Source organism: Agrobacterium leguminum (genome assembly GCF_015704895.1).
GTDB lineage: Bacteria > Pseudomonadota > Alphaproteobacteria > Rhizobiales > Rhizobiaceae > Agrobacterium > Agrobacterium leguminum.
On the sequence record NZ_JADQWB010000002.1, the window covers coordinates 383113 to 398905 of the forward strand.

Genomic DNA, 15793 nt, shown 5'->3' on the forward strand with positions numbered 1-15793 from the left:
GTATGGCTGAATTTGTCCTGTCTTTGTCGGTATGCCTGCTTTTCTCCGATCTGGATAAGGGGAATTATGCTATGCATGAACCCAATGGAGAAACATGAAATGTCCTCTTCCCATACAGCACTGCTTGTCATCGACGTTCAGGAATCCTTTCGGCACGCCCCTTACTTCGAGGAAAGCGAGCTTGCCGCCTATCTGGAGAAGCAGCAGGCACTGATCGACGGTGCAAGGGCTGCGGGCATTCCCATCGTGCAAATCTTCCACGTCGATGGCGACCGGGCCTTTTCAAAAGACAGCGGCTATATCCGTGCGCTGGAGGGTGTGCGGATTGCCCCAGATGTCACTTTTCACAAGAACCGCCATTCGGCTTTTGCAGGCACCGGCCTCGAAATCTGGCTGACGCAGAAGGGCATCAACCGGCTGATCGTCTCCGGCATCCGTACCGAACAATGCTGCGAAACCACTACCCGGCATGCTTCCGATCTTGGTTACAGCGTCGATTACGTCACCGAAGCGACGCTGACTTTCCCTATGACACATGCTTCCGGCACCGTCTTCAGCCCGGACGATATCCGCAAGCGGACCGAGCTGGTGCTGGCCGGCCGCTTCGCGCGCATCGTGACCGTCGACGACGCACTTGCCACCGTGAAAGAGGCCGCCTGATGGATAAAGGCGGCACGCGCACCATTCCCTTTTATACGCTTGTGCCGCCACATGCACTGTTGCTCGATATTGCCGGCCCGCTCGAAGTGATCCGTTATGCCAACGGGGAACAACGGGACATCCATTTCGACTGCCGCTACATTGCTGCGAATGACAAACAACAATCTTCCATCGGCCTTGCGCTTTCAGGGCTGGAGAACTTGCCTGCGACCCTGCCGGAAAAGGCTTTCCTGCTGATCTCGGGCAGCACATCACGCTTCGACAACGATCCGGAGACACGACGAGAGCGACAGGCGCTGGCGGCATGGCTGCGCCGTGCGGTGCGCCCTGATACGACAGTCATTTCCATCTGCTCCGGCGCACTGCTGGCGGGCGAAGCCGGGCTTTTTGACGGGCGCAACTGCACGACCCATGCCGACTGCGTTGAGGGGCTGCGCCGCATCGCGCCGCTGTCCCAGGTCGCCGAAAACCGCCTTTTCGTCGAGGATGGCAACCGCTTCTCAAGCGCCGGTATTTCCACCGGCATCGACCTGATGCTGCATGTGGTTTCCCGGCTGACATCCCCGGCGGTCGCGGCGCGTATTGCCAAAACCATGGTGGTTTATCTCAGGCGCAGCGGCAGCGATCCGCAAATCTCCCCCTGGATGACCGGCCGCAACCACATCCACCCGGCCATTCACCGGGTTCAGGACCGGGTGATGGCCGAACCGGCGCAGGACTGGTCGCTGGAGCGGCTGGCCGATATTGCGGCGCTCAGTGAACGGCATTTATCGCGTCTGTTTCGCGAGCATACCGGCATCAGCGTCATCGACTATGTCAACCTTATGCGGGTCAATCTCGCGCGCGACATTCTTGCCAACAGCCGTCTCGATATGGAAGCCATCGCCGAGAGGGCGGGCTTTGCTTCCGCCCGGCATTTGCGGCGCGTGTGGCAACAGCATAATCGCCTTCCGCCCAGCCACTATCGCGGCTCTCAGGCCTGATAATCTCAGACCCCGCTGCTTCCTGATGAATGCCATCAAAGGAATTGAATGGTTATGCGGATGAGCAGTTGCTACCTTGCCACCAAGACAGCAACAGGAGCATTCCCCGTGGAAAAACGAAGCCTCGGCCGCACCGGCCTCTCCATCGCCCCGATCGTCTTCGGCGGCAACGTGTTCGGCTGGACAGCGGATGAGAAGACTTCCTTTGCCCTGCTCGACGCCTTTTTCGACGCCGGGTTCAACGCCATCGACACGGCGGATGTCTATTCCGCATGGGTGGACGGGCATGTGGGCGGCGAATCCGAGGCCATTATCGGCAAATGGCTGAAGCAGTCGAGCGTCAGGCGTGAGGATGCGGTAATCGTCACCAAGGTCGGTTTTGACAATCGCGGCCAGAAGACAGGCCTCAGCGCCAAGTGGATCGCAGAGGCCGTGGAGGCGTCGCTGAAGCGCCTGCAAACCGACTACATCGACCTTTACCTCGCCCATAAGCCGGACGCGGATGTGCCGCTGGAGGAAACACTCGCCGCTTTCGGCAAGCTGAAGGAGCAGGGGAAAATCCGCGCCATCGGCTGCTCCAACTATTCCGCAAGCCAGCTTCAGGACGCGCTGGATACGGCTGCGAAGAACAATCTTCCCCGTTATGACGTGCTGCAGCCGGAGTATAATCTCTATAACCGCGCGGATTTCGAAGGCCCGCTTGCTGACCTTTGCCAGAAGGAAGAGATCGGCGTCATCAATTATTACAGCCTCGCCGCCGGTTTCCTCACCGGGAAATATCGCGCCAAGGCCGATACGGAAGGCGTCGCCCGCAGCTATCGCGTGGGCGAATATGTCAATACGCGCGGTCTTGCCGTCTTAGGCGCCATGGATGCGGTGGCAGTGGAAACCGGCGCGAAGCTCGCAGATATTGCGCTAGCCTGGCTGTTGCGAAAGAAGGCGATAACCGCGCCGATCGCCAGTGCCACCAGCCTGTCGCAGCTCGAAAGCTTCAAACGCGCCGTCGATCTGAAGCTGACGGATGAGATGATGACGCTGCTCGACAAGGCGGGCGCGTAACATGGAGCTTAGAATTCGCGACGCGCAGCCGGCTGACCGGGCGGAATGGTTGCGCCTGTGGGCCGACTACCTCACCTTTTACGATGTCGATCTTGCCGATGAGGTGACCGAGCATACCTGGGCGCGCATTCTCGATCCCGCATCCCGCGTTTCCATGCGGGTGGCGCTGCTCGGCGACCGCATGGCCGGTTTCGCCATTCACCACTTCCATGATTCCACCTGGGTGAAGACGCCCGACTGCTATCTGGAAGATCTGTTCGTCGATGGCGAAATCCGTGGCAAGGGGACAGGTCGGGCGCTGATGGACGATCTTGTCGCCATCTGCAAGGACAAGGGCTGGTCACGGCTGTACTGGCACACCGGCGAGGATAATCACCGCGCCCAGAAGCTCTACGACAGCTACGTGAAAAGCGACGGCCATATCCGCTATCGCATCAAGTTCTGATCAACTCCTGAAGCGGAAGAAATCCACAAAGGCTCTCAGCGCCGGCCGCATCTGCCGGCGCGAGGGATAATAGATATAGAAACCATCGAAGGGCGCGCACCAGTCCTCCAGCACGCGGATCAGCCTTCCCTCCCTGATATCGTCCTCGACACGCTGCTCGAAAACAAAGGCAAGCCCTGCCCCGTCGATGGCAGCCCTGCGAATGAGGCTCTGGTCCGAAAGGATCAGCGGTCCCTGCACATCGACCACCAGCGGCTTGCCATTCTTCTCCAGTTCCCAGCGATAGATAAGGCCGCTGGCGAAACGCCGGCGGATGCAGCGATGCCGGATGAGATCCCTTGGGTCAATTGGCGGTGGATTTTCTGCGAAGTAGGAGGGGGCGCCAACAATCGCGCCGCGCCATGCGCCGCTGGCTTTTACCGCAATCATATCCGCATCGAGGTGCTCTCCGAGCCGCAGGCCCGCATCAAAACCTTTCGCGACGATATCTTCGAAGCGATCATCCGTTGAAATTTCCAGTGAAATGTCGGGATAGAGCCGCAGGAACTCACCCAGCCGGGGCACGATGAGGTCCTCGGCAGCAAGCCGTGGCAGGGTGATGCGCAGGGGGCCGGCCGGTCTTCCGCCCTGCTCGGCAAGCGTCTCGATGACCGCATCGATATCGGCAAGCGCCGGACCAAGCGTCTCGAGAAGCCGCTTGCCTTCCTCTGTCGGAGAAACGCTGCGGGTGGTACGATGAAGCAGGCGCAGCCCAAGGCTCGCCTCCAGCGACGACACCGCATGGCTGACGGCGGAAGGCGCAATGGCAAGTTCGGCGGCAGCCTTGCGAAAGCTGCGGCCTTCGGCAACGGCGGCGAGAACGGCCAGCTGGGAGAGTTGCACACGGTTCATTGTTCTAAATGATAGAACAACCCAAGCGGATTTGCAGCGATTATTTTTACCGCCATGAGACGCTATTTTCTCATCACGCCCTTAGCGATGGGCGGTTCCTTATGGAAGGACGAACAGATGAAAAAAAGAACCCTTGGAAACAACCTTTCCGTTTCGGCGCTTGGCCTCGGCTGCATGGGCATGACACATGCCTATAGCCCGACCGGCGATGAGAGCAGCGCAATTGCAACGCTGCACCGCGCCGTCGAACTCGGCGTCACCTTTTTCGATACGGCGGAGGTTTACGGGCCTTACAATAACGAAATCCTTGTCGGCAAGGGTTTGAAGCCCTATCGCGACAAGGTGGTCATCGCCACCAAGTTCGGCTTCAAAATCGACACCAGCAAACCCGCTGGCCAGATGATGGTGGGCACCGACAGCCGCCCGGAAAATGTGCGCGCCGTCGCCGAAGCCTCTCTCAAACGTCTTGGCGTCGATGAGATCGACCTGTTCTACCAGCATCGCGTCGATCCAAATGTTCCGATCGAAGACACGGTAGGCGCCATGGCCGAACTGGTCCGGCAGGGCAAGGTGAAGCATCTCGGCCTGTCGGAAGCGAGCGCCGAAACACTTCGCAAAGCGCACGCCGTTCATCCGATTGCGGCAATTCAGAGCGAATATTCGCTGTGGACCCGCGACGTGGAGGAAAACGGCGTGCTGGAAACCTGCCGTGAGCTTGGCATCGGTTTCGTCCCCTTCAGCCCGCTCGGGCGCGGTGCCTTAACGGGCGCGCTGAAGTCACTCGACAGCCTTGCATCCGACGACTTCCGCCGCGGTCTGCCGCGCTTCCAGAGCGAAAACTTCGACGCCAATCTGGCGCTCATCAAGCTTCTGGAGGACATGGCGACTGAGAAGGGCGTGACCGCCGGACAACTGGCGCTGGCCTGGGTTCTGGCCCAGGGCGACTTCATCGTTCCTATTCCCGGCACGACAAAAATCGCCAATCTGGAGAAGAACGTTGCCGCAGCGGAGGTGTCGCTGACAGCAGAAGAAGCCGCCAGCCTCGGCGCGCTGCTTTCGCCTGCAAAAGTCGCCGGCGCGCGTTACCCAGAACAGATGTCACGGATGGCCAATCGCTAAAAACAAAAAGCCGCGGCAACCGCCGCGGCTTTTTTCATTCCGACAGATGCCTTCAGGCTCAGGCGCGCAGGACGCCGCCCGTCGATTTCTCGACATTGCTAACGATCTTGGCCGTCAGCGCCTCGAAATCCTCGTCCGTCAGCGTCTTGTCGACCGGCTGGATCTGCACTTCGATGGCGACCGACTTGCGGTTTTCACCGAGCGATGCCCCTTCGAAAATATCGAAGACATTGACGCCGGTGATCAGCTTGCGGTCAGCGCTGGTCGCAGCCTTGATGATGGCGCCTGCCTCGACAGACTTGTCGACCACGAAGGCGAAATCGCGCTTCACCGCCTGGAAGGGCGAAAGCTCGAGCGCAGGCTTGGTGCGGGTCGCTTTCTTCTTCGGCTCCTGCATGGCGTCGAGATAAATCTCGAAACCACTATAGGCGCCGGAGACATCCAGTTCGGACAGCGTCTTTGGATGGAACTCGCCGAAATAGCCGAGCACGACCTTCGGACCCATCTTGATGGTGCCGGAGCGGCCGGGGTGATACCAGCCGGGGCCGCCGGCTTCGATCTGCACATTGGCCATGGGCAGGCCGCAGGCTTCCAGCACCGAAAGCGCATCGGCCTTGGCGTCATAGACATCCACCGGCTTGCCACCGCCCTTCAAAGCATTGGACCACATGCGGCCGCTGCCTGCGAGCGAGGCCGTGCCACGGCGAACACCGCCGGCAACGCGGCGCTGCGCATCAGGCGTATCGCCCTCATAGGTGCCGGAGACCTCGAAGATTGCGACATCGCCATAGCCCTTGTCGGCATTGCGCTGCGCGGCGGTCAGAAGGCCGGGCAGCAGCGAAGGCCGCATGTCCGACATATCGGCTGCGATGGGGTTGGCGAGTTTCAGCGCGGGTGAACCGCCGCCGAACAGCTTTGCCTGCGCTGCCGGGATGAAGGACCATGTGACAGCCTCGAGCATGCCACGGCTTGCCAGCGCACGGCGCGCGGTACGCGTACGGATCTGCAGCGTGGTCAGGATACGGCCGTTGACGGCCCCAAAACTTTCCAGCGGTTCCGGCTTGATATTGTCGACGCCATGAATGCGCATGACCTCTTCCACCAGATCGGCCTTGCCATCGACATCCGGACGCCAGGACGGCACGGTGACGGACACACGCTCGCCCGTTCCCTCGACGCCGAAGCCGAGACCCTTGAGAATGGCGAGGCTCTCTTCCGCAGAGACTTCCAGACCTGTCAGGCGCTTTACTTCCGCCAGCGGGAAATCCACGACCTTCGGCTGATGGCCCTTGTAACCGACGACCCGGGCTTCGCCGGCGACGCCGCCGCACAGTTCGAGGACCAGTTCGGTGGTGCGCTCCAGACCCGGGACCATATATTCAGGATCGACGCCACGCTCGAAGCGATAACGCGCATCTGTGATGATGCCGAGCGAACGGCCGGTCTTGGCGATGTTGATCGGATCCCAGAGAGCGGATTCGATCAGCACGTCGACGGTGTTGTCATCGCAGCCGGAATGTTCGCCGCCCATGACGCCGCCGATGGATTCGAGACCTTTCTCGTCGGCGATGACGACATTGTTCGGGCCGAGCTTATATTCACGCTGGTCGAGCGCGAGGATCGTCTCGTCCTCTTTTGCGCGGCGAACCGTCAGATCGCCCTTGACCTTGGCGGCGTCGAAGACGTGCATCGGCCGTCCCTGATCGAAGGTCATGTAGTTGGTGATGTCGACAAGCGCATTGATGGGGCGCAGGCCGATTGCCATCAGACGCTGCTGCATCCATTTCGGGCTGGGGCCGTTCTTGACACCGCGAACGATCCGCAGCGAAAAGCCGGGGCAGAGCGCCGCGTCGTCCAGCTCCAGCTTCACGTCGACCGGTGTTGCACCTTCCACCTTGAAGGACGGCGCGGGTCTCGTCTTCAGCTTGCCGAGACCGGAAGCGGCGAGATCGCGGGCAATACCGTAGATCGAGGTGCAATCCGGGCGGTTCGGGGTCAGGTTGATTTCGATGACCGGATCGTCGAGCCCGGCATAGGCGGCGAAGGAGGTGCCGACCGGCGCATCTTCCGGCAGGTCGATGATGCCGTCGTGATCGTCGGAAATGTTCAGCTCCTTTTCGGAGCACATCATGCCATGGCTTTCGACGCCGCGTATCTTGCCGACGGCAAGGGTGACGTCGATGCCCGGAACATACATGCCCGGACGCGCGAGCGCACCGACGAGGCCGGCGCGTGCATTCGGCGCGCCGCAGACGATCTGCATCGGCTTACCGTCGCCGGCATCGACGGAGAGAACCTTCAGGCGGTCAGCTTCCGGATGCTTCTCGGCGGAGAGCACCTTGGCGATGACGAAAGGCTTGTAGGCCGCCTTGTCGTCAACGTCCTCGACTTCGAGGCCAATCGCCGTCAGCCGCTCGCAAATCTCGTCCAGCGTCGCGTCGGTATCGAGATGCTCTTTCAGCCAGGAAAGAGTGAATTTCATGTCTTTGCTCCTTGGCTAACCGGATTAAACGCTCAAACCGCCGAACAGCGTCGGCATGTCGAGCGGGCGGAAGCCGTAGTGGTTCATCCAGCGAACATCGGCGTTGAAGAAATCGCGCAGGTCCGGCATGCCATATTTCAGCATGGCGATGCGGTCGAGGCCCATGCCCCAGGCAAAGCCCTGATATTCATCCGGATCCAGCCCGCCGGCGCGCAGCACATTGGGGTGCACCATGCCGCAGCCGAGAATCTCCATCCAGTCCTTGCCTTCGCCGAACTTGACGATGGGGCCGGAACGGTCACACTGGATGTCCACCTCGAAGCTCGGCTCCGTGAAGGGGAAGAAGGAGGGGCGGAAGCGCATGACCACGCTGTCGACCTCGAAGAAGGTCTTGCAGAATTCCTCCAGAATCCAGCGCAGATTGCCGACATGCGCCTTCTTGTCGATGACAAGGCCTTCGACCTGATGGAACATCGGCGAATGGGTGGCGTCGGAATCCTGACGATAGGTCTTGCCGGGAATGACGATGCGGATCGGCGGCTTCTGGCTTTCCATGGTGCGGATCTGCACCGGCGAGGTGTGGGTGCGCAGCACCTTGCGCTCGCCGTTTTCATCCGGCTGGAAGAAGAAGGTGTCGTGCATTTCACGAGCCGGATGGCCTTCGGGGAAATTCAACGCCGTGAAGTTGTAATAATCGGTTTCGATATCCGGACCTTCGGCGATCGAGAAACCCATATCCGCGAAGATCGCGGTGATTTCATCGACGATCTGGCTGATCGGATGAATGCGGCCGCGCTCGGCCGGAGACTGGCGGACCGGCAGGCTGACATCCACCGTTTCCGCCTTCAGGCGCGCGGTAATGGCAGCGTCCTTCAGCGCATTCTTGCGCTCGCCGATGAGGTCGGTGATTTCGGTCTTGAGCTGGTTGATGGCGGCGCCGCGGGTCTGGCGCTCTTCCGGCGTCATGCTGCCAAGCGTCTTCAGAAGCTCCGAAACCGAGCCCTTCTTGCCCAGCGCGGAAACACGCACGGCTTCGATGGCCGGCTCATCGGCAGCCGTGGCGATCTCCGACATCAATTGCGATTTCAAGGTATCAAGTTCAGTCATCTTTTCCTGCCTTGCCGGTCTTTTTAACAGCGGCTTCGGGGTTCACAGCATTCATCAGATAGTCGGTCGCCATGATAAAGCGTCGCAGATCACTACCCATCCGCACGCGCCCGATCAACCGGGCAACCGGTAAAAAACGCCCCAGAATGCCGGTCAGACGGCACAATTCTTCCAGCGCCCGGGGCGGGGCGTTTTCGCGCCAGCGGGCAAAGGCGGCATCGCAGGTTTTCCGCGCATCGCAGGCGCGTGTCGCGACCTGCAGAAACAGCAGCCAGATATCGCGGGCCTGCGCCGTCTCGAGCGGCATGACTTCCTGCGGGCGCTCCTCGAAATCCATGAAACCGACGCGGCCATGCTCGAGAAAAAAGTCGCGCACGTGCGGTCGCCCATGGCAAAGGCCTGCCGCATGCAATTCGCCGAGTGCCTCGGCAGATTTTACCAGCAGGGCATCATGCTCTGCCGGCCTCGCGGTTTTAATCGCGTCCATATGCTCCATGATGGTGGGGCCGACATCACCCAGGACAACGGCCGTCAACGAAGAATAGATGATGGGAGGAACGGGAAAACCGCGGGCCTTGAAGACCTGCAATGTTTCGAGTTCACGGCGCATCAGGCCTGCGCCATCGAGCGGCGGCGATGGGCGCATGAAAGTGTAGGGAAGCAGCTTTGCGAGAAAGGTCTGCAGCTTTATCCACCAGGATGGCGTTTCGGTACCCTGGCGCTTGATCCACACGGTTGTTGCGGAAAGCTCGAGTTTCTGCACGCGGCGCTCGCTCTTAAGCAAAGCCCGCATCAAGGCTGCGATATCGCCATCTTCGAGATGGACGTGGAAACCCTTCGCCTTTTCCGCCTCGCTTGCGGCAACCAGCATTTTCCGCCCCCAATGGAGCCCGCCGACCGAGAGCCGGATGCCCCACCCTTTTGGCAACCTCAACGCAAAAGCGTTCCACGCCTTTGCCGAAACTGCCGTGAATTCCAAAAAGCGAAAACCCGCGCCGGAGAACCGGCGCGGGTTTCAAATGAACAACAGATTGTCCGCGCCGTAATTACTTTACAGCGGTTTCAAACTCGTTGGCCGTACCAGCATCCTTGAGGTACTCAAGCGCCTTCTTCGCTGCTTCGACGAGCGCGCCGAATGCTGCCGGCTCATGGATAGCCATGTCGGACAGAACCTTGCGGTCGACTTCGATGCCAGCCTTGTTCAGGCCGTCGATGAAGCGGCCGTAGGTCAGGCCGAATTCGCGAACAGCAGCGTTGATACGCTGAATCCACAGAGCGCGGAAGTTGCGCTTGTTGACCTTGCGGTCGCGGTAAGCGTACTGCTTGGAACGATCCACGGCAGCCTTTGCTGCGCGGATGGTGTTCTTGCGGCGGCCGTAGAAGCCCTTGGCTGCCTTGAGTGTCTTGGTGTGCTTGGCGCGGGAAGTTACGCCACGTTTTACGCGTGCCATGTCATGATCTCCTTAAAGTGTCCAAATGTGCGGAAAAGTCTCAGAGACCGTTCGGCAGGTAGTTCTTGACGACCTTCTTGCCGTCAGCGTCGGCGAGAACCATGGTTCCGCGCGCGTCGCGAATGAACTTGTTGGTACGCTTGATCATGCCGTGGCGCTTGCCGGCGGCGGCTGCAACAACCTTGCCGGTTGCAGTGATCTTGAACCGCTTCTTTGCAGCGGACTTCGTCTTCATCTTGGGCATTTTGCTACTCCGTTTTTGTATCGAAACAGGCAGACGAGGCCTATTTCAAGCTATTCAGGAACGGCCTCGGCATGCCCTGCCGGACCGTTCGGACGCGCGCTTATAACCGCAGTCGGCTAAAAGCGCAACGGGGAATGAGAATTTCCCCTTGCGGTGGGATACGCGCCGGTGATGTGAGCGCGTAAAAAGATTATTTCGGGGCGAGAACCATCATCATCTGACGGCCTTCCAGCTTCGGCTCGGCTTCCACCTTGGCAATCGCCTGGGTGTCTTCCTTCACCTGGAGGAGAAGCTTCATGCCGAGTTCCTGGTGGGCCATTTCGCGGCCGCGGAACTTCAGCGTTACCTTCACCTTGTCGCCATCGTCAAAGAAACGGCCCATCGCCTTCATCTTCACGTCATAGTCATGCGTGTCGATGTTGGGGCGCATCTTGATTTCTTTAACTTCGACGATCTTCTGTTTCTTGCGCGCTTCAGCGGCCTTTTTCTGGGTCGAGTACTTCAGCTTGCCGAGATCGAGGATCTTGCATACCGGCGGTTCCGCGTTCGGCGAAATCTCAACGAGATCGAGACCGGCCTCCTCCGCCAGTTTCAAAGCCTGATCCGTCGGCATGCTACCGAGGTTCTGGCCCTCTTCATCAATAAGCTGAACTCTGGGAACCCGAATTTCCCGGTTGGAGCGCGGCCCCTCCTTGACGGGGGCATCGGCTTTGAAAGGTCTGCGAATGGTCGTATTCTCCTGATCTGTTTCTGGATCACGTCAGCAAAAAACAGCTTGTTTGGTACAAGCGGCGGAAATGTCGTTATTGCCGTGGCGAAGTCAATAGCATATCTGCCCGAAAAGATCACCTGTTGTCACGGTTTTTGCAAATACGCCGCCGTTGTTGCACCAAAATCAGGAGAATTGCATATACATGACCGAACAAGCCGCTGAATTCCTGCGTGTAGGCCCCGACAACGACACTCGCGACATTGCTTTCCTTCATCGCCCGGCGGCGTCGGGCGAGAATATGCCGATGCTGGTATGGCTCGGCGGCTATCGTTCCGACATGACCGGAACCAAGGCGGTTGAACTCGATCGCTTCGCCGCTGAAAACGGTCTTGCCTGCCTGCGGCTCGACTATTCCGGCCATGGCGCCTCCGGCGGCGACTTCAGGAAGGGCACGATTTCCCGCTGGCTGGAAGAGGCGCTTGCCGTGGTGCGCGCAAAGGCGCCATCGCGCGTCGTTCTCATCGGCTCCTCCATGGGCGGATGGATTGCGCTACGCATGGTCGAGGAGCTGCGCAAGGCGGGTGGCGCGCCATCCGTCTCCGGTCTCGTCCTCATTGCGCCAGCGCCGGATTTCACGCAGGAGCTGATAGAGCCCAGCCTTTCGGATGCGGAAAAAACCTCTCTGGCGGAAAAGGGATATTTCGAGGAACATTCGGAATATAGCCCCGAACCCAACATCTTCACCCGCGCGCTGATGGAGGACGGGAAGCAGAACCGCGTGCTGCAGGGTATCATCACCACCGGCTGCCCCGTTCACATCCTGCAGGGCATGCGCGACCCCGATGTTCCCTATCAGCATGCGCTGAAGCTTCTCGAACATCTTCCCTCCGACGACGTCGTGCTGACGCTGATCCGCGACGGCGACCATCGGCTTTCCCGGCCGCAGGATATCGAGCGGATGCTCGCCGCGGTCAAAGCCCTTGCAATATAGGCATTTGCGCAACGCTCTTAACCATATTCGACGAGTCTTGCGCGCCGCCGATTGCTAGTGATTGACTCAAGCCCCCTATCCCTCTTAACTTTTCGTTAAGAATTAAGGGACGGGTTTCATGATGAACGCACCGCTGGCGCGTGCGCTGCTGTTTGCAGTTGCCGCCGGGCTAATGACTGCTGCCTCCGCCACGGCGGAAACCAAGGGAAGCCCTTCCATGGTGACGGGGGGGATCACATCCCAGCCGATCGGCCATTATGAGTTCTGTCAGAAATATGCCGACGAGTGCAATATTCGCAGCAAGGCGACGCCGCCGCCGCGCGTCACGGATTATGGCTGGGATGTCATCCGCGAGGTCAATACGTCCGTCAACACCACCATCGTGGCGATGACCGACCAGGAAATCTACGGCAAGGACGAAGTCTGGGAATATCCGACGACCGCCGGCGACTGCGAAGATTTCGTGCTGCTGAAGCGCAAGAAGCTGGTTGAGCGCGGTTTTTCCGTGGCTGATCTTCTGATCACCGTCGTGCGCAAGCCGGATGGCGAGGGCCATGCCGTGCTGACCCTTCGCACCACCGACGGCGATTATATTCTCGATAATCTCACCGACGACGTGAAGCTGTGGACCGACACCAACTACACCTATCTGAAGCGGCAGGCGTCCTTCAATACGGGCCGCTGGGTCTCCATCGAGGATGGCCGCGACGTGCTGGTCGGTGCATTGCGCTAACGTCTGGTTCCATGTTTGATGGAATTAAGAGCCCGCCATCGCGGGCTCTTTCTTTTTCAGCCATTGCCGATGATAATGCCGGCCGCCAGCACCAGTGAGCCGCCGAGGACCACCTGAAACACCGCGCGCAGGAACGGCGTTTCCATGAAGCGGTTCTGAATGAAGGCGATGGCCCAGAGTTCCACGAAAACGACGACGGCGGCAATCGCCGTTGCCGTCCAGAAATGCGGAATGAGATAGGGCAATGCGTGGCCGAGACCGCCTATGGCCGTCATGATGCCCGAGGCCAGGCCCCGCTTTACCGGAGAACCGCGACCCGAAAGCTTACCGTCATCATGGGCGGCCTCGGTGAAACCCATGGAAATACCCGCACCGACGGAGGCCGAGAGGCCGATGAGGAAGGTCTGCCAGGTATCCTGCGTGGCAAAGGCGGCCGCGAAAATCGGCGCGAGCGTCGAGACGGAGCCGTCCATAAGCCCCGCAAGACCCGGCTGAATATAGGTCAGAAGAAATTGCCGCCTTGCGGTTTCTGCCTCTTCGGTCTTGCCGTTTTCATCCAGGTGTTTTTCTTCCAGCATCTGCGCGATGTCTTCGTGACCCCGCTCCGCCTCGGCCAGATCGCCGAGGAGCTTGCGCGTCGAGGCATCGCTGGTGCGCTTGACGGCCTCGTCGTAAAAACGGATCGCCTGGGCTTCCATCAATTCGGCCTGGGCGCGGATTTTTTCGAGCGACAGATTCTTCACCAGCCAGTCTGGGGTACGCTCGTAAAAACCACGCACATGTTCGCGGCGGATCAGCGGGATGGTTTCTCCGAAGCGGCGGCGATGCATGTCGATCAGGATATTTCGATGCTGCTGTTCGACCTCCGCCATATCATCGAAAACTTTCGCCGATTGCGGATATTGCGCACGCAGATGGTCGGCATAGGAACGATAGATACGGGAATCGTCTTCTTCGGATGAAATGGCGAGCGCGAGGATCTCCTGCTCACCGAGGGAGGAAAAGGGGCGTTTGGACAGGGAAAAAAGACTGCGAAACATGGCTGAAACCTTTTTAGAATAATTCTAAATACATCCACACCACAACAGGATCAAGCCATTTTAGAATAATTCTAACAAGGCAAAGGGTCGCATTGCGGGCCGCATCGTAGCGGGGTAAATTCGCAAAAAAGGAAACACCATGCAGGACGATGTTGCGGCCAGAGCTGCCCACAGCGCGGAAATTCAGCACAGGGCGGAGAAAGCCATGGCGGAGATCGGCGTCGATGCCGGTTTCATCGATTTGCTGGTGGAAACATTTTACGGCCGCGTTCTTGAACACCCCACGCTCGGCCCGGTTTTTGATGCGCGGCTTGCCGGGCGCTGGCCGGAACATATGGCCAGGATGAAACAGTTCTGGGCGGCTGTCGCGTTCAAGAATGGTGGCTATGGCGGCAAGCCCGTGCAGGCGCATCTCGGCGTAAAGGGCATGTCGGCGGAGCTTTTCCCGCAATGGCTTGCGCTTTTTTCCGCCACGCTGGATGACATCGCGCCGAACAGGGAGGCCCATGGCTGGTTCATGGAAACGGCGGAACGCATCGCCAGAAGCCTGACGCTTTCGCTGTTTTATAATCCCGCAATGGACGACCCGGCGTTGATGCGCAGCAAATGACGCGGAAAGACGTGACGAAGCAACATTCGCCAAGCATCACCGGAGATCACGCAAGTTTCGAACATTCCCTCTTGATGGCTGCAGGGATAAATGATTAGTAGCCAGCGGGAGGCGTACCGTGCGGTTCGCCTGTAATATGCAGACATAGCAGGGCTTATCGACATGGATCGCAGATCATTTATCCGCAAGGCGGGCGCTCTCGGCGCCGGTGTTACCGCAACGGCGCTTGCCGCTCCGGCCATCGCACAGGAAAACCCCAAGATCACCTGGCGCATGACATCGTCCTTCACCAAGGGCCTCGACATTTTGTTCGGCGCGGGCCAGATCGTCGCCGACCATGTCAAGGAGGCCTCCGGCGGCAACTTCGTCATTCAGCACTTTGCCGGCGGTGAAATCGTGCCGGCGCTTCAGGCGGCGGATGCGGTAACGGCCGGAACCGTCGAAATGGCGCATACCTGCGCTTATTATTACGTTGGCAAGGATCCGACCTTCGCGCTCGGAACCTCGGTTCCCTTCGGCCTCAATGCACGCCAGACCAATGCCTGGTTCAATCAGGCCGGTGGCAACGAGTTGCTGAATGAATTCCTTGCCCAGCACAATATCTACTCAATCCTCCTCGGCAATACCGGCGCCCAGATGGGCGGCTGGTTCCGCAAGGAAATCAACACCATCGATGACCTGAAGGGCCTGAAGATGCGCATTGCCGGCCTGACCGGCCAGGTGATGCAGAAGGTCGGCGTGACACCGCAGCAGATCGCCGGCGGCGATGTCTATGCGGCTCTGGAAAAGGGCACAATCGACGCCACCGAATTTGTCGGCCCCTATGACGACCAGAAGCTCGGCTTCTACAAGGTTGCGAAATATTATTACTACCCGGCATGGTGGGAAGGCGGCCCGGCCGTGCATGCCTTCGTGAACCTGCAGAAGTTCAATGAGCTGCCGGAGAACTACAAGCGTATCCTGAAAGACGCCTGCGCCGCCGGCAGCGCCAGCATGCTGGAGCGTTACGATGCGCGCAATCCGAAGGCACTGAAGGAACTCGTAGCGCAGGGCGCCATCCTGCGCCCCTTCAGCCAGGAAATCCTCGATGTCTGCCACAAGGCGGCGCAGGACACCTATGCGGAGATTTCTGCCAAGAACGAAAGCTTCAAGAAGATTTACGAGAGCCAGCAGGCCTTCAAGAAAGATGCCTATCTCTGGGCGCAGATCGCCGAATATACCTATGACACCTACATGATGATCCAGCAGCGCAACGGCACGCTCTGA

Annotated in this window: 17 protein-coding genes; 9 read left to right on the forward strand and 8 right to left on the reverse strand. The window is 59.4% G+C overall.

The window, feature by feature from the left end; translation table 11 throughout:
- Window positions 1-99 precede the first annotated feature (99 nt).
- The 4 genes from I3J13_RS04780 (at window position 100) to I3J13_RS04795 (ending at window position 3147) form a co-directional block, all read left to right on the forward strand.
- Complete coding sequence (locus I3J13_RS04780; protein ID WP_196378138.1) at window positions 100-660, forward strand: cysteine hydrolase family protein; 561 nt, start codon at window positions 100-102, stop codon at window positions 658-660.
- Complete coding sequence (locus I3J13_RS04785) at window positions 660-1643, forward strand: GlxA family transcriptional regulator (protein ID WP_196378139.1); 984 nt, start codon at window positions 660-662, stop codon at window positions 1641-1643. Before I3J13_RS04780 ends, I3J13_RS04785 begins: the two co-directional genes overlap by 1 nt.
- A gap of 108 nt (window positions 1644-1751) precedes the next feature.
- Window positions 1752-2702, forward strand: coding sequence for an aldo/keto reductase (locus I3J13_RS04790; RefSeq protein WP_196378140.1), 951 nt, complete (start codon window positions 1752-1754; stop codon window positions 2700-2702).
- Window position 2703: 1 nt separating this feature from the next.
- Window positions 2704-3147: a GNAT family N-acetyltransferase gene (locus tag I3J13_RS04795; RefSeq protein ID WP_196378141.1), complete on the forward strand. Its 444-nt coding sequence runs from the start codon at window positions 2704-2706 to the stop codon at window positions 3145-3147.
- On the opposite strand, the gene I3J13_RS04800 is transcribed toward I3J13_RS04795, so the two are convergent.
- Complete coding sequence (locus I3J13_RS04800; RefSeq protein ID WP_196378142.1) at window positions 3148-4038, reverse strand: LysR family transcriptional regulator; 891 nt, start codon at window positions 4036-4038, stop codon at window positions 3148-3150.
- A gap of 117 nt (window positions 4039-4155) precedes the next feature.
- On the opposite strand from I3J13_RS04800, the gene I3J13_RS04805 reads away from it, so the two are divergent.
- Window positions 4156-5157 (forward strand): aldo/keto reductase, encoded by a 1002-nt coding sequence (locus tag I3J13_RS04805; RefSeq protein WP_196378143.1) that lies wholly within the window; start codon window positions 4156-4158, stop codon window positions 5155-5157.
- A 58-nt stretch (window positions 5158-5215) separates the two neighbouring features.
- Here I3J13_RS04805 and pheT read toward each other — a convergent pair whose 3' ends face one another.
- The 6 genes from pheT to infC form a co-directional block, all read right to left on the reverse strand.
- Entirely contained in the window at window positions 5216-7639 is a 2424-nt protein-coding gene (gene pheT, locus I3J13_RS04810; protein ID WP_196378144.1) for a phenylalanine--tRNA ligase subunit beta, read from the reverse strand.
- A 24-nt stretch (window positions 7640-7663) separates the two neighbouring features.
- Window positions 7664-8746: a phenylalanine--tRNA ligase subunit alpha gene (gene pheS / locus I3J13_RS04815; protein WP_003507467.1), complete on the reverse strand. Its 1083-nt coding sequence runs from the start codon at window positions 8744-8746 to the stop codon at window positions 7664-7666.
- Window positions 8739-9617, reverse strand: a complete 879-nt coding sequence (locus I3J13_RS04820; protein ID WP_035264593.1) for a phosphotransferase — start codon at window positions 9615-9617, stop codon at window positions 8739-8741. The genes pheS and I3J13_RS04820 overlap by 8 nt, the downstream gene beginning before the upstream one ends.
- 175 nt (window positions 9618-9792) lie before the next feature.
- Complete coding sequence (gene rplT, locus I3J13_RS04825) at window positions 9793-10197, reverse strand: 50S ribosomal protein L20 (protein ID WP_003493358.1); 405 nt, start codon at window positions 10195-10197, stop codon at window positions 9793-9795.
- 40 nt (window positions 10198-10237) lie between these two features.
- Complete coding sequence (rpmI, locus tag I3J13_RS04830; RefSeq protein ID WP_035264590.1) at window positions 10238-10441, reverse strand: 50S ribosomal protein L35; 204 nt, start codon at window positions 10439-10441, stop codon at window positions 10238-10240.
- A 190-nt stretch (window positions 10442-10631) separates the two neighbouring features.
- Window positions 10632-11168, reverse strand: a complete 537-nt coding sequence (infC, locus tag I3J13_RS04835; RefSeq protein WP_078051391.1) for a translation initiation factor IF-3 — start codon at window positions 11166-11168, stop codon at window positions 10632-10634.
- A 187-nt stretch (window positions 11169-11355) separates the two neighbouring features.
- On the opposite strand from infC, the gene I3J13_RS04840 reads away from it, so the two are divergent.
- Entirely contained in the window at window positions 11356-12144 is a 789-nt protein-coding gene (locus I3J13_RS04840) for an alpha/beta hydrolase (protein WP_142780041.1), read from the forward strand.
- A gap of 118 nt (window positions 12145-12262) precedes the next feature.
- Window positions 12263-12877, forward strand: a complete 615-nt coding sequence (locus I3J13_RS04845; RefSeq protein ID WP_003524508.1) for a transglutaminase-like cysteine peptidase — start codon at window positions 12263-12265, stop codon at window positions 12875-12877.
- A gap of 56 nt (window positions 12878-12933) precedes the next feature.
- Here I3J13_RS04845 and mbfA read toward each other — a convergent pair whose 3' ends face one another.
- A complete protein-coding gene (gene mbfA, locus I3J13_RS04850) occupies window positions 12934-13917 on the reverse strand; it encodes an iron exporter MbfA (protein WP_196378145.1) in 984 nt (327 codons plus the stop codon).
- A gap of 139 nt (window positions 13918-14056) precedes the next feature.
- Between mbfA and I3J13_RS04855 the strand changes: the two genes are divergently transcribed.
- Together I3J13_RS04855 and I3J13_RS04860 are read left to right on the forward strand one after the other, a co-directional pair.
- Window positions 14057-14527 carry a group III truncated hemoglobin gene (locus I3J13_RS04855; protein ID WP_003524506.1) on the forward strand — a complete coding sequence of 157 codons (471 nt, stop codon included), beginning with the start codon at window positions 14057-14059 and terminating at the stop codon, window positions 14525-14527.
- 162 nt (window positions 14528-14689) lie between these two features.
- The gene (locus I3J13_RS04860) at window positions 14690-15793 is read left to right on the forward strand and encodes a TRAP transporter substrate-binding protein (RefSeq protein WP_080852804.1); all 1104 of its coding nucleotides are present in this window, start codon (window positions 14690-14692) and stop codon (window positions 15791-15793) included.

Coding starts and splice junctions, on each gene's coding strand:
- I3J13_RS04860 (WP_080852804.1), top strand. CDS start 14,690: ATGGATCGCAGATCATTTATCCGCAAGGCGGGCGCTCTCGGCGCCGGT.
- I3J13_RS04800 (WP_196378142.1), bottom strand. CDS start 4,038: ATGAACCGTGTGCAACTCTCCCAGCTGGCCGTTCTCGCCGCCGTTGCC.
- pheT (WP_196378144.1), bottom strand. CDS start 7,639: ATGAAATTCACTCTTTCCTGGCTGAAAGAGCATCTCGATACCGACGCG.
- I3J13_RS04795 (WP_196378141.1), top strand. CDS start 2,704: ATGGAGCTTAGAATTCGCGACGCGCAGCCGGCTGACCGGGCGGAATGG.
- I3J13_RS04855 (WP_003524506.1), top strand. CDS start 14,057: ATGCAGGACGATGTTGCGGCCAGAGCTGCCCACAGCGCGGAAATTCAG.
- I3J13_RS04805 (WP_196378143.1), top strand. CDS start 4,156: ATGAAAAAAAGAACCCTTGGAAACAACCTTTCCGTTTCGGCGCTTGGC.
- I3J13_RS04840 (WP_142780041.1), top strand. CDS start 11,356: ATGACCGAACAAGCCGCTGAATTCCTGCGTGTAGGCCCCGACAACGAC.
- mbfA (WP_196378145.1), bottom strand. CDS start 13,917: ATGTTTCGCAGTCTTTTTTCCCTGTCCAAACGCCCCTTTTCCTCCCTC.
- pheS (WP_003507467.1), bottom strand. CDS start 8,746: ATGACTGAACTTGATACCTTGAAATCGCAATTGATGTCGGAGATCGCC.
- rpmI (WP_035264590.1), bottom strand. CDS start 10,441: ATGCCCAAGATGAAGACGAAGTCCGCTGCAAAGAAGCGGTTCAAGATC.
- I3J13_RS04780 (WP_196378138.1), top strand. CDS start 100: ATGTCCTCTTCCCATACAGCACTGCTTGTCATCGACGTTCAGGAATCC.
- rplT (WP_003493358.1), bottom strand. CDS start 10,197: ATGGCACGCGTAAAACGTGGCGTAACTTCCCGCGCCAAGCACACCAAG.
- I3J13_RS04845 (WP_003524508.1), top strand. CDS start 12,263: ATGATGAACGCACCGCTGGCGCGTGCGCTGCTGTTTGCAGTTGCCGCC.
- I3J13_RS04820 (WP_035264593.1), bottom strand. CDS start 9,617: ATGCTGGTTGCCGCAAGCGAGGCGGAAAAGGCGAAGGGTTTCCACGTC.
- I3J13_RS04785 (WP_196378139.1), top strand. CDS start 660: ATGGATAAAGGCGGCACGCGCACCATTCCCTTTTATACGCTTGTGCCG.